Here is a 15,304-nt window from a genome sequence, read left to right as displayed (position 1 = left end):
GGCGGTACATCCGCCTCGTTTGCCGCTTTATAAGCCCTACGGATGGTGTGCGAAATGAAGGGGGAAGGGAATGAAATATTATCTCGTGGCTTTGGTGATTTTGCTGTTCGACCAGTGGAGCAAATGGCTGGTCAGGGAGAAAATGGATTTGGGGGAGTCGATCCCCCTGGTCGACAACTGGCTGTATCTGACCTCCCACCGCAATGCCGGAGCGGCCTTCGGGATTCTGCAGGGACAAAAATGGTTCTTTATTGCCATGACGATCGTGGTGGTGGGAGTTATCCTTTATGCCTTGAAAAAAGTGCGTCAAGAGCGGGTGCTTGCCTTGTCGCTCAGCTTGATCCTGGGAGGGGCGATTGGCAACTTTATCGACCGGGTGAGATTTGGCGAAGTGGTGGATTTTGTCGATGTGAGGATCTTTACATACCATTATCCGATTTTTAACGTTGCCGATTCGGCCGTCGTGATCGGCGGGATTCTGCTTGCCATTTCCATGTTGCGCACCCGTTCCCCTGTTTCCGAAGAAGATGCCGCGTCCAAAGGAGACCCTGCAGGCGTAAAAGGTGACACCGAATGAGCGGTCGGGGACTGGAGAGGTATCTGTGGGAGATCGATGCGGAGGATATGGGAGAGCGGGTCGACAAGTTTTTGTCCCGGCAATTGTCCGATGTCTCCCGCTCACAAATCCAGCAGTGGATCAAGGCCGGACATGTGACGGTCAATGGTGTATCCGTCAAGGCCAGTTACCGTCTGACTGCGGAAGACGAGGTGGAGCTGGTCGTCCCGCCGCTCATTCGGTTGCAGATCGCCCCGGAACCGATTCCCCTGGATATCGTTTACGAAGATGGGGACCTCCTGGTTGTGAACAAGCCACGGGGTATGGTGGTGCACCCGGCGCCGGGCCATTTTTCAGGAACGCTGGTCAATGCGTTGCTCCACCATTGCCGTGACTTGTCCGGGATCAATGGCGTCTTGCGCCCGGGGATCGTACATCGGATCGACAAGGACACTTCCGGCCTGCTGGTTGTGGCCAAACACGACCAGGCGCACGAATCGCTGGCACGCCAATTGGCCGAACACACCGTCCAGCGGGAATACGTGGCCTTGGTTCACGGGAACATGTCGGTTGATCGTGGGACAGTGGATGCGCCGATCGGGCGGGATCCAGCCAACCGTCAAAGGATGGCGGTGGTGGCCAAGGGCGGCAAGCCAGCGATCACCCATTTTGTCGTTGAAAGGCGCTTTGGCGCCTATACATTGCTTCGCCTGCGGCTGGAGACGGGGAGGACCCATCAGATCAGGGTGCACATGAAGTACATCGGCCACCCGCTGGTTGGTGATCCCAAGTACGGGCCGCGCCGCACCCTGGCCATCAACGGTCAGGCGCTGCACGCGGCCGTTTTGGGTTTTATTCATCCCCGCACGGAAGAGCAGCTGGTCTTTGAGGCCCCGTTGCCGGCGGACATGCAGGCGCTGCTGGATGCTTTGTCGTCCGGGCAGAGGGAATGAACATCCTTGAATCACCTATACTTCCAGCTTCTCTCCAGGTTCCAACAACGCTACATGAACGGCGCGTTCCTGGGCCCTCTTGGTTAACCGTTCGATGAGGTTTGGCGTTTCTATATAAAACGGAGGGTGGTGGAAGGTGTGATAGTGGATCGGGACGAGCCGGCCGGCACCTAAAAGACGAGCTGCCTCCACCGCCTCTTCCGGGGTCATGCAGGCCGGCAAGCTGCTCTGTTCAGGCAAACCGGGAATGTGAAGCACAGCTCCGTTGACCGGCAAAAAAGCGGCTTCAATGGGGCCGTGTTGCCGCGCAATCCGCCACCAGTATCCGTGCCATAGCGTGTCGCCGCAGTGAATCACATTCCGTCCGCCGCCGGACACGATCCAGGCAACCTGAGGAGCGCCAAATCCGTCCACAGAGGGGGCAGCCGTTACGCGCAAGGTTCCAACGTTTACCTTTTCGCCCGCCGACAGGCCGACAACGTTTCGCAGGCCGGTTTTTCGGGCTGATTCGACCGATTCCTCCGGCACATGGACCGGGATGTCTGAACCAAAGACCGCGCTGATGGCATCCGGGTCAAAGTGATCGGGGTGAAGATGGGTGACAAAAATAGACGAAACATTCGTAATATGAGTCAAAGGAAATATTGTTTCACGAGGCTTGCCCATCCTGGCTGCAAGCGGTTTTTCTGGATGATCGCTTGTATTGCCTATCGGATCGATTAAAATCGTGGTTCCTTCACAGGAGATCGCCACACCCGCCCATGTCAACTTTTGCATGATCATGCGTCTTTCTCCTCCCAGCTCATCTTGGTTTGAAATATTTGCTTTCTTTCATACATTCTAGACCCAATCCCCATCATAAACGATAAAGTATAAAATAGCAAGTAAGTTGTTTATTTATACTTATCTTTCGTTCAACAAACCCATTTGTATCAACGGATGTTGATTGCTATATTGTTGTTTAAAAGCAAACTGCGTATGGAAAGGAGGTCTTTATGCAAAAAACGTACAATCTTGCTTGCAACATCGCACGTACGCTGGATTTGGTGGGCGATCGATGGACGTTGTTGATCATTCGCGATTTATTGGCGGGCCTTTCAAGGTTTAACGAAATCAGGGAGTCGCTCAAAGGGATTGCGCCCAACATTTTGTCCGAAAGGTTGCAGACGTTGGAATCAGCCGGTATTGTTCGTTCCGTTCTGTATTCCCAGCACCCTCCCCGTTATGAGTATCGGTTGACGGAACAAGGACGTGCCCTTCAGCATGTGATCAACGCCCTGGCCATTTGGGGAAATCACTTTTTTGAACCAAAGTATCAAAAGCTTGTGCACCAGGAGTGCGGCAGCGAGGTGACGATCACGTACTACTGCCCGCATTGTGATTCCACGGTAAAAGAGATCGCTTATCAACCCCACCGGGGAGACGATGATCCATAACCAATTCCCGGCGGATGTCGGGTTGCCGCAAAAAAGCGGTCCATTCATCATTGACTTCAGCCACTCCGGATGCGATAATGTGATAGAACCATGGAACCTTTAAACCAGACCCCGAGAGGCTGGAAAGGTGACGGCATGCATCCACCCTTTTCCTGCCTGAAAATCGGTCAGGATTTTTTTATGGCCTTTGAGTTGAAAACCTTTCACTGCGAATCTTCAAGCATGAGTATGTCATTGAAATGAGGTGTACTGTGGTGCAAAACGGAAATGTCACCACAGAAAAGGCGGCCCAGGCTGCAAAGGCCAATGCCGCAAAAACGATGCGGCAAAAGGCGGTCATCATGGATCGAACCGCCATCCGGCGGGCACTCATCCGGATCTCGCATGAGATCATCGAGAAAAACAAGGGTGTGGAGCAGGTGGTCCTGGTCGGGATACGGACGAGGGGAATTTTCCTCGCCGAGCGATTGTCGCAGTTTATCGACCAATTTGAAGGTGTCCGGCTGCCTGTGGGAGAATTGGACATCACATTGTACCGGGACGATCTGCGGGCCAAAAAGCAGCAGCCAGAAGTGGTGGGTACGCGTATTCCGTTTGATGTGACGGGAAAAAAAGTGATTCTCGTCGATGACGTTCTCTTTACAGGACGGACGATTCGCGCAGCCATGGATGCCGTGATGGATCTCGGCAGGCCGCAACTGATCCAGCTGGCTGTGTTGATCGACCGCGGCCATCGGGAGCTGCCGATACGCCCCGACTATGTGGGAAAAAATGTCCCGACCTCCCGCCATGAGGTGGTCGCCGTGGAGTTGGAAGAGCCAGATGAACAGGAGCGGGTTTTGCTTCTGGAACCGGATGCCAACTGAATATTGCCTGGGGAGAGACCGTTCCTTTAAGCAGGTCCCGTGAGGCCGGCAAGGAGTGTGCAAGCCCTGTTGCCCAGGTGCTGGTGTGCCTGTGCGCGTGCGTTTGACGAGCTCTTTACCGGTTGGTAAAGAGCTTTTTTGTGGAAAAAAGAGGAGACGGGTCAATGATTTGAGGAGGGAACGTTTATGAAACGCTTGATTTCGGTGTCCGAGCTGACGAAGGATGAGGTGGAAGCCATTCTTGAGCGCGCTGCGTATCGTCTGGAACATCCTGTCGGTCAGTCACTGGCGCAGACGGTGGTGGCCAATCTGTTTTTTGAGCCGAGCACACGGACCCGTTTCTCCTTTGAGATGGCGGTCAAACGGCTGGGTGGGGAGACGCTGAACTTTCAACCTGCGACCTCCAGCCTGGAAAAAGGGGAGAGCCTGGAGGATACGGTGCGCACCCTGGAGGCGATGGGCGTCGATGCCATGGTCATCCGGCATGCCGAAAATGGGATCATGCGTCGCCTGTCGGAAGTGGTTCAGGTTCCGCTCATCAATGCAGGAGAGGGTACCAGCGAGCATCCAACGCAATGTCTGTTGGATCTTCTGACGATCCAGCGGGCGTTTGGCAGACTGAACGGCATCCAGGTTGCCCTGATTGGTGATGTGCTTCACAGTCGCGTGGCCGGTTCCCATCTCAACCTGTTGCCTCAACTGGGGATGGAGATCATGCTGGCCGGGCCGTCAGCCTGGATGCCCGAGAGGTTGCCCGCGGGTGTGCGGCTGGTTTCGATGGAGCGGGCGTTGCAAGCCGACGTGGTGATGATGCTCCGGGTACAGAAAGAACGGATGTCGGAGGCTGAGCTTCCGGATTACAGCGCGTACCGTGAGGCTTACGGGTTGACGGTGGAACGGGCAAGCCGTCTGAAGCCGCATGCGATCATCATGCATCCCTCGCCGGTCAACCGCGGGGTGGAAATTGACGGTGAAGTGGTGGATCATCCACAATCCAGGATTTTTGAACAGGTACGAAATGGTGTAGCGGTCCGGATGGCGGTGTTGGAATTCGTCATCAAGCGCGGTTTGTCTACCAATGTCTGCCATGAGGCAGCTGGCGTTTAGCCCGGAATGGCGCAATGGATGTGGAATGGTAACTGAAAGGCAATCGCATGCTATTCTAAAGCGTTTAGGAAGGATGTGGCGGATGAAAGCGGTACTTCACCTGGAAGATGGAACGTGTTTTGAGGGAGAAGCGTTTGGCGCAACGGGACAGGTTGTGGGTGAAGTGGTTTTGCAGACCAGCATGTCAGGTCTGGAGGAGATTCTCGTCGATCCGACATACTGCGATCAAATCGTGCTGATGACCTATCCCCTCGTCGGAAATGGCGGTCTTTCCCGGCAGAAGATGGAGGGACGCGCGCCTGCGCTGCGTGCGCTCATTGTCAGCGAGCCTGACTGGATTGCGGAGGATGCAGAGCGGCTCAGCCTGGATGCCTGGTTGCGCGCGCATGGCGTTGTCGGTTTATACGGGATGGATACCCGCAAGCTGGCCAGACACCTTCGTGACCGCGGAATGATGAAGGGGGTCTTGGTCAGTGGCCAGGACAGCCTGTCGGAGGAAGCCGTTCGTTCATTGCTTGCCGCACCGCAGGCAACGGATCAAGTGCACCGGGTATCATCCCGCGAGGTGCTGACGTGGAAGACGGAAAAGCCCCGGGCAGGCTGGCGGCCTACGGTTGTGCTGATGGATTTTGGCGTCAAGCGGAGTTTTCGGGAGCTGTTGTTACGTTCCGGATGTGACGTGATTCAGGTTCCTTACGACACGGACTTTTTGGCGATTTCGGCCTATTCACCGGATGGCGTATTTCTGTCCAACGGGCCAGGGGATCCGCATTCGCTGGCGCAGGTGTTGCCGACCATTTCCGCTTTGGTGAAGAAATACCCGCTTTTTGCAGTCGGGCTGGGACACCAGCTGTTCGCGCTGGCCTGTGGCGCTAAAGTGGCCAAGATGCCGTTGGGCCATCGTGGAACCAACTATCCGGTGCAAGAGGTACAGACGGGAAAAGGGTGGATTACGGCGCAGCATCACGGATATGATGTGCTGGAATCTTCACTGGAGGGGACGAGGCTGGAGGTGACCTACCGACTGCTTCATGATGGTTCGGTGGAAGGTTTGAGACATCGGGATTATCCGGCGTTTTCAGTACAGTTTCATCCCGATGCCCATCCCGGACCCACAGATACCTTATTCCTCTTTGAGCAGTTCGTGCAGTTGATGGCCAACCATCGGGGAGGGAATGCGTAATGCCGAAAAATCCAGATTTGAAAAAAGTGATGGTGATCGGGTCAGGCCCCATTGTGATCGGACAGGCGGCCGAGTTTGACTATGCGGGCACGCAAGCCTGCCGGGCGTTGAAAGAGGAAGGGGTGGAAGTGGTTCTCGTCAACAGCAATCCGGCCACCATCATGACGGATCCGGGCATTGCCGACCAAATCTATGTGGAGCCGCTGACATTGCCCTTTGTGACGCGAATTATCCGCAAGGAGCGTCCGGACGGTCTTTTGGCCACCCTCGGCGGCCAGACGGCTTTGAACCTGGCGATGCAGCTGGAGCGGCAGGGGATCCTCCAGCAGTACGGTGTGCGTCTGCTTGGGACCGATATCGATTCGATTCAAAAGGCGGAGGATCGAGAGGCCTTCCGTCAACTGATGCAGGAGCTGAAGCAGCCGATTCCGGAGAGTGTCACGGTGCACAAGGTGGAGGAGGCGCTTGACTTTGCGGAAAAGGTGGGTTATCCAGTGGTGGTCCGGCCGGCCTACACGCTGGGCGGAACAGGCGGCGGGATTGCCGAGGATCGCGCTTCCTTGGAAGAGATTGTGAAGAACGGACTGCAACTGAGCCCGATTGGCCAGTGCCTGATCGAAGAGAGCATCCGCGGCTGGAAGGAAATTGAGTTCGAGGTGATCCGGGACGCAGCCGATCATTGTATGGCCATCTGCAACATGGAAAACGTGGATCCGGTCGGCGTGCACACAGGAGACAGCATTGTGGTGGCTCCCTGCCAGACGCTTTCGGACGATCAGGTGCAGATGCTCCGGGAAGTCGCCATCACCATCGTCCGGGCCTTGGGCATCGAAGGAGGATGCAATGTCCAGGTGGCGCTTGAGCCGGGCAGCGATCGGTACGCCGTCATTGAGGTGAACCCGCGCCTGAGCCGTTCCAGTGCCCTGGCTTCCAAGGCGACCGGCTACCCGATCGCCAAGATGGCGACAAAAATCGCTCTCGGCTACACCCTGGATGAACTGAAGAATCCGGTGACCGGCCAGACCTACGCCTTCTTTGAGCCGACGCTGGATTATGTAGTGACCAAGATTCCGCGCTGGCCCTTTGACAAATTTACGCGGGCCAACCGCAAGCTGGGGACGCAGATGAAAGCGACGGGAGAAGTGATGGCCATTGGCCGCAGCTTCGAAGAGTCCTTGCAAAAGGCTGTCCGATCCTTGGAAATCGGCGTGGACGGCTTGTTGCTTGACGAGCATGCGGATCTGGAGGATGAGGTGCTGATCCGGCGCCTGCAAGAACCGGACGATGAACGCCTCTTTCTGCTGGCTGAGGCATTCAACCGGGGACGGAGCGTGGAAGAGGTTGCCCAGTGGACTGCGATTGACAGCTTTTTCCTGAGAAAGATTGCCGGCTTGGTCCGGTTTGAACAGGAATTGCGCGAAAAAAGACAGGTGCCGGAGCGGGAAATCTTGTGGAAAGCCAAGCGTCTGGGCTTTACGGATGCCCGCTTGGCCCGCCTGTGCGGGACCGAGGAGCAGGAGATCCGTAAGCTCCGCCAGGAGTTGGGGATCAGGCCAGTATACAAAATGGTGGATACCTGTGCGGCGGAGTTCCCTGCCCAAACTCCCTATTACTATTCCACCTACGAACAGGAGGATGAAGGGAAAAAGGGCAATCGGCCGGTGGTCGTGGTGCTGGGCTCCGGTCCAATCCGCATCGGCCAGGGCATTGAGTTTGACTACGCCACGGTCCATGCGGTGCAGGCCATCCGCGATGCCGGCCTGGAGGCGGTGATGATCAACAACAACCCGGAGACCGTGTCCACCGACTTCGACCATTCGGATCGCCTCTACTTCGAGCCGCTGCACCGCGAAGACGTGCTCCATATCCTTGAGAAAGAGCAGCCCGTCGGCGTGGTGGTGCAGTTTGGCGGCCAGACGGCCCTGAACCTGGCGGCCGATCTGGAAGCGGCCGGTTACCGGGTGTTGGGCACCTCACTGGACAGTATCGATACCGCCGAGGATCGCAAACGATTTGAACAACTGTTGCGTTCGCTGGGCATTCCACAACCTCCCGGGCGGACAGTTTACGCGGTGGAGGAGGCGATTCCGGTCGCCCGCGAGCTGGGATACCCGGTTTTGGTGCGGCCTTCCTATGTGCTGGGGGGACGGGCCATGGAGATCGTGGACAGCGAGGAGGAATTGCGCGCTTATATGGCGGAGGCGGTTCGGGCCAGCCGGGAACATCCGGTGCTGATCGATCGGTATATGCAGGGGAAAGAGGTGGAGGTGGACGCCCTGTCTGACGGGGAGGAGATCCTGATCCCGGGGATGATAGAGCACATTGAACGGGCAGGGGTCCATTCTGGGGACTCGATTGCCGTCTACCCCTTGCAGAGGATTTCTGCTGCGGCCAGGGAAAAGCTGGTGGACTACACCGTTCGGATTGCCCGCGCGCTGCAGGTCAAGGGATTGCTAAACATCCAGTTTGTCGTGGTGGAGGACGAAGTGTACGTGATTGAAGTCAATCCCCGGGCATCCCGGACGGTTCCCTTCTTGAGCAAGGTGACCGGTGTACCCATGGCCCGCCTGGCGACGCAATTGATGTTGGGCAAGCGGCTTTCCGATCTGGGATATCCCACAGGGCTGCTTCCGGAATTGAACACAGTGGCCGTTAAGGTTCCGGTCTTCTCCTTTGCGAAGTTGCGGCGAGTGGAACCCACGCTGGGCCCGGAGATGAAATCGACCGGTGAGGTGATGGGACGCGACAGCGATCTGGCCAAGGCGCTGTACAAAGGCCTTTTGGCGGCCGGAATGCGCATTCCCGAGGAAGGCCGCGTATTGGCCACCATCGCCGACAAGGACAAACCGGAGGCGCTGCCGCTGTTGCGCCGATTTGCCAGCCTGGGCTTTCAGATCAGCGCGACCCGAGGAACGGCGGAGTTTCTGGCGAAGCACGGCTTGCACGTCACTCGTGTGAACAAATTGTCTGAAGGATCACCGAATATCATTGATGAAATCCGCAGAGGTGAGGTGCAGTTGGTGATCAATACCCTGACCCGCGGCAAGGAACCGAAGCGGGACGGTTTCCGAATCCGGCGTGAGGCGGTAGAAAACGGGGTGCCGTGCCTGACCTCCCTCGATACGGTGGAAGCTTTCCTGACAGTGATTGGACGGATGGCGATGATGGTGGAACCGTTGGGTAAGGAACCGGTGCCTGAATGCAGTCTGAGCGGCGGCATGAGGGTGAAGTGAGGTGGTGCCTTGTGGCTTGTAAACATTCCCCGCTATCGAACCGACTGCAGGAGATGGTCGTGTCGCGGCAGGAGGCATTGCGGCCGGGGATCTACCGCTTGACGTTGCGCGTACCGTTCCCTTTCAAGGCGCAACCGGGACAGTTCTTTCATGTGCGTTGCGGCGACACGGCTTACCCTTTGTTGCGCCGTCCCTTGAGTCTATGCGACTATGATGAACGTACAGGAGAGTTAACCCTGCTTTATCGCGTCGAAGGAGTTGGAACCGACTGGTTGAGCCGCCGCCTCGCCGGCGATCGGGTGGATGTGATGGGGCCGTTGGGAAGAGGATTTCCGCTTCCCTCATCCCCTGCAACCTGTACGCTGATCGGGGGCGGGATCGGTGTGCCTCCCCTCTACTATCTGGCGAAACAATTATCCGCGCAGGGCCATGCGCTGAAAGTGGTCCTGGGATTTGCATCGGAGCGGGTCAGCTTTCTCGTTGATGAGTTTCGCCAGTTTGGCGAAGTTTTTGTGGCGACAGAAGACGGCAGTGCAGGCCAGAAAGGGCGCGTGACTGATCTGTTGGCCCGCTTGCCGGGAGTGGAAAGGGAGAAGGAGCAGAGAGATTTTTCTGCAAGGCCTGAGGTGTATTATGCCTGTGGTCCGATGCCGATGCTCAGGGCAGTGAAGGCTTTTTACGGTTCATTCCGGGCAAGCGGGCCACGAGAGACGACGGGAGACGGCGCGACAGGTCCGGTGGGGTATCTGTCCCTGGAGGAGCGCATGGGCTGCGGTGTGGGGGCCTGCCTCGCCTGTGTTGTGCCTGCGACAAGACGCCAGGACGGCAAGGATTACCGCAAAATTTGTTCCGATGGTCCTGTGTTTGATGCCCGGGAGATCCGGATTTGAGGAGGGGAGTTATGATGGAAAAGGAGCAAACCCTCATGCACGATCTTCAACCGGGGGATGGGGAACCGGCTTCCTGTTTGGAAGTGGACCTGGCTGGCCTGAAGCTGCGCAACCCCGTCATGCCGGCTTCGGGGTGTTTCGGGTTTGGCCGTGAATATGCCCAGTTTTACGATCTGTCGCTTTTGGGCGCGATAGCCGTCAAGGCAACGACGCTGGAGCCGCGGATGGGCAATCCGACGCCGCGCGTGGCCGAGACGCCGGCCGGCATGTTGAACGCGATCGGATTGCAAAACCCTGGCCTGGAGAAAGTTGTGACGGAAGAGCTGCCCTGGCTGGCCCAATACGATGTCCCTGTGATTGCCAATATTGCCGGGAACACGGAGGAAGAATACGTACAGTTGGCCGAAGTTTTGTCGAGGCAGCCCAACGTCAAGGCCTTGGAGCTGAATATTTCCTGTCCGAATGTCAAGGTCGGCGGGATCGCCTTTGGGGTCGATCCCGGAATGGCTGCCCGCCTGACGGCCGCAGTGGTTCAAGTCAGCGCGGTGCCTGTCTTCGTCAAGTTGTCGCCGAATGTCACAGACATTGTGGAGATCGCCAAGCGAGTGGAGGAGGCAGGGGCGCATGGCCTGTCCCTGATAAACACGCTCCTGGGGATGCGCATCGACATCCGAAAAAGAGGGCCGATTTTGGCCAACGTCACCGGAGGACTTTCCGGGCCCGCCATCAAACCGATCGCTTTGCGAATGATCTGGGAAGTGAGCCAGCAGGTGAAGATTCCGATTATCGGCATGGGCGGCATAAGCACGGTGGATGACGTGATTGAATTTTATTTGGCGGGTGCCTCGGCGGTCGCCATCGGTACGGCCAATTTCGTCAACCCGCTGGTCTGCCCCGAGATTATCCAGGCGCTCCCTGGCCGCCTTGCGGAATTGGGCGTGAAACATATTTCCGAATTGACGGGCATGGGATGGAAGGGAAGGGGGAGCGGTTGATGGGCAATCACGGCATGGCGGAGCGATTGATCGTGGCGCTGGATTTTTCGACCGCGGATGAGGTGTTCTCCTTTCTCGAGCGGGTTCCTCAGGTCCGGTATGTCAAGGTGGGCATGGAATTGTTTTATGCAGCGGGAAGCCCGTTGCTTGAGGCGCTGAAAAACCGGGGATACCGGATCTTCCTCGATTTGAAGCTGCATGACATCCCCAATACCGTGGGCCGGGCCATCGCCGTCCTGGCCCGGTTTGGCGTGGATATGATCAATGTCCATGCCGCCGGTGGCAGAGAGATGATGATGCGTGCCCGTGAAGGCGTCGAACGGGGATTGCCCCCCGGGCAGAAGGCACCTCTTTTGATCGCCGTCACGCAGCTGACCAGCACCGATCAGCGGATGCTCAATGAGGAGATCGGGATCCCGGGATCCGTCGATGAGGCTGTATTGCGTTACGCCCGGCTGGCGCAGCAGGCAGGAATGGACGGGGTGGTCGCCTCGGCCCGCGAGGTGCGGCCGGTAAAACGGGCATGCGGCAGGGAATGGCTGTGCGTGACGCCAGGCATTCGGCCTGCTGGTTCACAGGACGATCAACGGCGGGTCATGACACCAGGTGAAGCGATCCAGGCCGGCAGCGACTACCTGGTGATTGGCCGGCCGATCACCCGTGCGGCCGATCCTGCCCGGGTGTTTGATGTCATCCTTGCGGAGATGAACAGGGCCCGCCAGAATCTGGATGAAACGTGAAGATGCGAAGTGAACCAGATGGGGAAGGAAACCACCAGATGGGGAAAGAAACCAAATGGAGAAATAAATGTAATAACTTTAATGAAGGAATAAAATGAATCCAGTCTGCACTGCAAAGGAAAACATGATATCGACCTGGAGGTGTTCGGGTGAGTACAGTGCAACCAATCTCTGTCGAGGAAGGCATGAACATCCTGGAAAAAACCGGGGTTCTGAGGAAAGGGCACTTTTTGTTGACGTCAGGGCTGCACAGCGACCAGTATTTGCAGTGTGCGCTGCTGTTGCAATATCCCCAGTATGCCGAACCGGTCTGCCGGGCGCTGGCGGCGCCGTTTGCGGATCAGCGGGTGGATGTGGTGATCGGCCCGGCGTTGGGCGGCATTGTTGTCGCTTATGAGACGGCTCGTGCACTGGGTGCCAGGTATATTCACGCGGAACGGGAAGAGGGCGTGATGACGTTGCGCAGGGGATTTGCGATTCAGCCTGGCGAGCGGGTGCTGGTGGTGGAGGATGTGGTCACCACGGGCGGTTCGGTGAAAGAGGTGATTCACCTCGTCAAACAGGCGGGCGGCGAGCTGGTCGGTGTGGCTTCCATCGTCGATCGAAGCGGCGGCCGGGCGGATTTTGGCGTTCCCTTTCGCCCGTTTATCCGTCTGAATGTAGCGACCTATACACCGGAAGATTGCCCATTGTGCCGAACCGGACTGCCTGCCGAAAAGCCAGGCAGCCGAAAATCTCCGGGGAAGCAGCACTAGCGAGGAGGCAACGGAATGAAGCGGTTGTTGAAAAACGGGCGGTTGATCGATCCGGCATCAGGAACAGAGGAAACGCTGGATCTGTTGATTGCAGACGGCAAGGTGGCTCAAATCAAGAAAAACCTGGAGATTTCAGGGGTTGACGTGATCGATCTGAGCGGCTGCCTGGTGACCCCCGGGCTGATCGATATTCACGTGCACCTGCGCGATCCCGGCTTTCCGGAGAAAGAGACCATTGAGACGGGAACCCGCGCGGCAGCGGCGGGTGGATTTACGGCGGTGGTCTGCATGCCGAATACTTCACCCGTGCTGGATTCGCCTGAACAAATCCGCTACGTTGTGGAAACGAGCCGAAAAAAAGCAGCCGTACGCGTCTATCCGGCTGCCAGCATGACTTATGGTTTAAAAGGCGAGCGGATGACCGATTTTCCCGCGCTGAAGGAGGCGGGAGCGGTGACGTTTACGGAGGACGGCAAAAGCGTGATGGATCCGCGCATCCTCTACGAGGCTTTTCGTCTGGCGCGGGAGCTGGATATTCCGATCAGCAGCCACTGTGAAGAACATTGCCTGGTCGCAGGAATTGGGGCCATCAATCGGGGCAAGGTCAGCCGGCAGCTGGGGGATCCGGGCATTCCCTCACTGGCGGAGGATTTGGTCGTCGCCCGTGACATTCTTTTTGCGGAAGATACGGGCGCCCGGGTTCACATTCAGCATGTCAGCACAGCCCGGGCTGTCCAGCTGATTCGGGAAGCCAAGCAACGGGGAGTCCGGGTGACCGCAGAAGCGGCGCCGCACCATTTTACCCTTACCGACGAGGCGGTGCTGGAATGGGGGACGTTGGCCAAGGTCAATCCGCCTCTTCGCACGGCGGCTGACGTGGAAGCGGTCATCACCGGCCTGCAAGACGGAACCATTGACGTCATCGCCACCGATCACGCGCCCCATACCGAACGCGAAAAGGCCGCTTCCCTGGCCGAAGCCCCGTTCGGCCTGCTGGGCCTGGAGACAGCGGTCGGCTTGGTTTGGACGAAATTGGTGCACACGGGAAAACTGAGCCAGCTTGAGGCCGTCCGCAAGCTGAGCCTGCATCCGGCTAAGGTGATGAACTTGCCGGGCGGGCGGTTGGCGGAGGGTGAGGTGGCCGATTTGACGGTGATCGATCCGCAGGAAGAGTGGACGGTGGATCCCGATAAATTTTTCTCGGCCAGCCGAAACACGCCATTTGCCGGCATGCGCCTGAAGGGAAAAGTCAAAATGACGCTTTTGGCCGGGGAGATCGTCTATCGTTCCGTGTAGGCACCACTCCATGCGTCTCGCGCGCAAGACGGGCTGCTCCGGATGGCGGGTCGTTCGCCTTCGGGGCGGCCTGGATGATTTTTCTTGACTTGTCCCGTCGCCTTCGATATAAACAGAATAGCTCTGAGACAAACGGGGCAGCTTGTCTGTAATCACTGATTTTGCTTGTTTAGGGGGAAAACGGGATTGAGTGGGAATGGTGTCTGGAACCCATCTTGGACGCGATGGGTATGGGGGCTTGCGCTGGTGATCGGAGGCTATTTTCTCTTTCCGTACTTTTTGCCGTTTTTAATTGCACTTTTGCTGGCTGTCTTAATAGAGCCCCTGATCCAGGCGATTCAGAAAATGGGCGTCAAAAGCAGGGTGGTTGCGGCCTGGATCGCAATTGGCGGGCTGGCGCTGCTGCTGGGTGCGGTCACTTATTTTGTGGTGGCGCGTATTTTTGTTGAATTGGTTGAAATTTATCAGAAGGCCCCCCAGTACATATCGGATCTGGAAACCTGGATTTCCGGCTGGATTCAGGCCATCCCGCCAGAGACCCTAAACGCGGTTCAGGAAAACTTTACGAGAAGCCTTTCCGGGTGGCTCACGAATTCCAACGGTTTGGTCGGGCGGTCCGCCTCAGCCTTTGTCAATTTTGCTTCGGCTGTTCCCGGGATGATTATTCTCAGTCTCCTGACCATTTTGGCGTTTGTCCTGATCAGTTTGCACTTGCCTCAGCTCAAGGCGCAATTTTACCGCTGGTTTGCACCGGAATCCCATGAAAAACTGGACATCATCATCAGTGAGTTGAATAAGGGACTTATCGGATATATCCGTGGACAGGTTTTGATCAGCTTTATTATTTTCGTCCTCACGCTGATCGGGTTGTTATTGTTGCGGGTGCCTTACGCATTGGCGCTCGCTGCTGTGATCGCCGTCTTGGATTTCTTGCCTTTTCTCGGCTCGGGGCTGATCCTCATTCCCTGGGCGATCTGGGTTCTGGTCAAGGAGCAGATTTTTTTTGGGATTGGCTTGATTGTGCTGTATGTCGCGATCACGTTGCTGAGGCGGATTATTGAACCGAAAGTGCTGGGAGACAGTCTGGGCATGAGTACCCTGACGATCCTGATCAGCATGGTCCTTGGTTTTTCATTTATGGGGGTTTTGGGCCTGCTGGTCGGCCCTGCCTTGGTCGTGGTTTACAAGGCGTTTCGGAAAGCCGGATTTTTTCAATTTCAGATTCGACTCTAAAGAAATTAGGGTGATGTTGTGTCGACTGGGCTAACGCAGCTTTTGCAAGTGCTTGTCGAGC

The 15,304-nt window shown here is 57.0% G+C and carries 14 protein-coding genes; 13 read left to right on the top strand and 1 reads right to left on the bottom strand.

Going from position 1 to position 15,304, the window contains the following annotated elements:
• Positions 1-70 precede the first annotated feature (70 nt).
• Positions 71-577, top strand: coding sequence for a signal peptidase II (locus tag BAA01_13100; GenBank protein OUM87739.1), 507 nt, complete (start codon positions 71-73; stop codon positions 575-577).
• Positions 574-1,509: a pseudouridine synthase gene (locus tag BAA01_13095; protein OUM87738.1), complete on the top strand. Its 936-nt coding sequence runs from the start codon at positions 574-576 to the stop codon at positions 1,507-1,509. The genes BAA01_13100 and BAA01_13095 overlap by 4 nt, the downstream gene beginning before the upstream one ends.
• Before the next feature lie 15 nt (positions 1,510-1,524).
• Here BAA01_13095 and BAA01_13090 read toward each other — a convergent pair whose 3' ends face one another.
• Entirely contained in the window at positions 1,525-2,292 is a 768-nt protein-coding gene (locus BAA01_13090; GenBank protein ID OUM87737.1) for a hypothetical protein, read from the bottom strand.
• Between the two features lie 212 nt (positions 2,293-2,504).
• Here BAA01_13090 and BAA01_13085 point away from each other — a divergent pair, with 212 nt between their 5' ends.
• The 11 genes from BAA01_13085 (at position 2,505) to BAA01_13035 (ending at position 15,243) form a co-directional block, all read left to right on the top strand.
• The gene (locus tag BAA01_13085; protein ID OUM87736.1) at positions 2,505-2,945 is read left to right on the top strand and encodes a transcriptional regulator; all 441 of its coding nucleotides are present in this window, start codon (positions 2,505-2,507) and stop codon (positions 2,943-2,945) included.
• Positions 2,946-3,265: 320 nt separating this feature from the next.
• On the top strand, positions 3,266-3,811 hold the full coding sequence (locus tag BAA01_13080; GenBank protein OUM87784.1) for a bifunctional pyr operon transcriptional regulator/uracil phosphoribosyltransferase: 546 nt from the start codon (positions 3,266-3,268) through the stop codon (positions 3,809-3,811).
• A 186-nt stretch (positions 3,812-3,997) separates the two neighbouring features.
• Positions 3,998-4,918, top strand: coding sequence for an aspartate carbamoyltransferase (locus BAA01_13075; protein OUM87735.1), 921 nt, complete (start codon positions 3,998-4,000; stop codon positions 4,916-4,918).
• 82 nt (positions 4,919-5,000) lie between these two features.
• On the top strand, positions 5,001-6,101 hold the full coding sequence (locus tag BAA01_13070; protein OUM87734.1) for a carbamoyl phosphate synthase small subunit: 1,101 nt from the start codon (positions 5,001-5,003) through the stop codon (positions 6,099-6,101).
• Positions 6,101-9,334: a carbamoyl phosphate synthase large subunit gene (locus BAA01_13065; protein ID OUM87733.1), complete on the top strand. Its 3,234-nt coding sequence runs from the start codon at positions 6,101-6,103 to the stop codon at positions 9,332-9,334. The genes BAA01_13070 and BAA01_13065 overlap by 1 nt, the downstream gene beginning before the upstream one ends.
• Before the next feature lie 53 nt (positions 9,335-9,387).
• Positions 9,388-10,224, top strand: a complete 837-nt coding sequence (locus tag BAA01_13060) for a hypothetical protein (GenBank protein ID OUM87732.1) — start codon at positions 9,388-9,390, stop codon at positions 10,222-10,224.
• Between the two features lie 35 nt (positions 10,225-10,259).
• Positions 10,260-11,219 carry a dihydroorotate dehydrogenase B catalytic subunit gene (locus BAA01_13055; GenBank protein ID OUM87783.1) on the top strand — a complete coding sequence of 320 codons (960 nt, stop codon included), beginning with the start codon at positions 10,260-10,262 and terminating at the stop codon, positions 11,217-11,219.
• A complete protein-coding gene (locus tag BAA01_13050; protein OUM87731.1) occupies positions 11,219-11,959 on the top strand; it encodes an orotidine 5'-phosphate decarboxylase in 741 nt (246 codons plus the stop codon). Before BAA01_13055 ends, BAA01_13050 begins: the two co-directional genes overlap by 1 nt.
• A gap of 185 nt (positions 11,960-12,144) precedes the next feature.
• Entirely contained in the window at positions 12,145-12,714 is a 570-nt protein-coding gene (locus tag BAA01_13045) for an orotate phosphoribosyltransferase (GenBank protein OUM87782.1), read from the top strand.
• Positions 12,715-12,729: 15 nt separating this feature from the next.
• Entirely contained in the window at positions 12,730-14,010 is a 1,281-nt protein-coding gene (locus BAA01_13040) for a dihydroorotase (protein ID OUM87730.1), read from the top strand.
• A gap of 246 nt (positions 14,011-14,256) precedes the next feature.
• A complete protein-coding gene (locus BAA01_13035) occupies positions 14,257-15,243 on the top strand; it encodes a sporulation integral membrane protein YtvI (protein OUM87729.1) in 987 nt (328 codons plus the stop codon).
• The last annotated feature ends 61 nt before the right edge of the window (positions 15,244-15,304 follow it).

Source organism: Bacillus thermozeamaize (assembly GCA_002159075.1).
In the GTDB taxonomy this organism is placed as follows: domain Bacteria; phylum Bacillota; class Bacilli; order ZCTH02-B2; family ZCTH02-B2; genus Bacillus_BB; species Bacillus_BB thermozeamaize.
This window is presented reverse-complemented; position numbering and strand designations above follow the sequence as displayed.

Bases quoted from the DNA above. Each gene is read 5' to 3' on its own strand.
- BAA01_13100 (OUM87739.1), top strand. From the start codon at position 71: ATGAAATATTATCTCGTGGCTTTGGTGATTTTGCTGTTCGACCAGTGG.
- BAA01_13095 (OUM87738.1), top strand. From the start codon at position 574: ATGAGCGGTCGGGGACTGGAGAGGTATCTGTGGGAGATCGATGCGGAG.
- BAA01_13090 (OUM87737.1), bottom strand. From the start codon at position 2,292: ATGATCATGCAAAAGTTGACATGGGCGGGTGTGGCGATCTCCTGTGAA.
- BAA01_13085 (OUM87736.1), top strand. From the start codon at position 2,505: ATGCAAAAAACGTACAATCTTGCTTGCAACATCGCACGTACGCTGGAT.
- BAA01_13080 (OUM87784.1), top strand. From the start codon at position 3,266: ATGCGGCAAAAGGCGGTCATCATGGATCGAACCGCCATCCGGCGGGCA.
- BAA01_13075 (OUM87735.1), top strand. From the start codon at position 3,998: ATGAAACGCTTGATTTCGGTGTCCGAGCTGACGAAGGATGAGGTGGAA.
- BAA01_13070 (OUM87734.1), top strand. From the start codon at position 5,001: ATGAAAGCGGTACTTCACCTGGAAGATGGAACGTGTTTTGAGGGAGAA.
- BAA01_13065 (OUM87733.1), top strand. From the start codon at position 6,101: ATGCCGAAAAATCCAGATTTGAAAAAAGTGATGGTGATCGGGTCAGGC.
- BAA01_13060 (OUM87732.1), top strand. From the start codon at position 9,388: ATGGTCGTGTCGCGGCAGGAGGCATTGCGGCCGGGGATCTACCGCTTG.
- BAA01_13055 (OUM87783.1), top strand. From the start codon at position 10,260: ATGCACGATCTTCAACCGGGGGATGGGGAACCGGCTTCCTGTTTGGAA.
- BAA01_13050 (OUM87731.1), top strand. From the start codon at position 11,219: ATGGGCAATCACGGCATGGCGGAGCGATTGATCGTGGCGCTGGATTTT.
- BAA01_13045 (OUM87782.1), top strand. From the start codon at position 12,145: ATGAACATCCTGGAAAAAACCGGGGTTCTGAGGAAAGGGCACTTTTTG.
- BAA01_13040 (OUM87730.1), top strand. From the start codon at position 12,730: ATGAAGCGGTTGTTGAAAAACGGGCGGTTGATCGATCCGGCATCAGGA.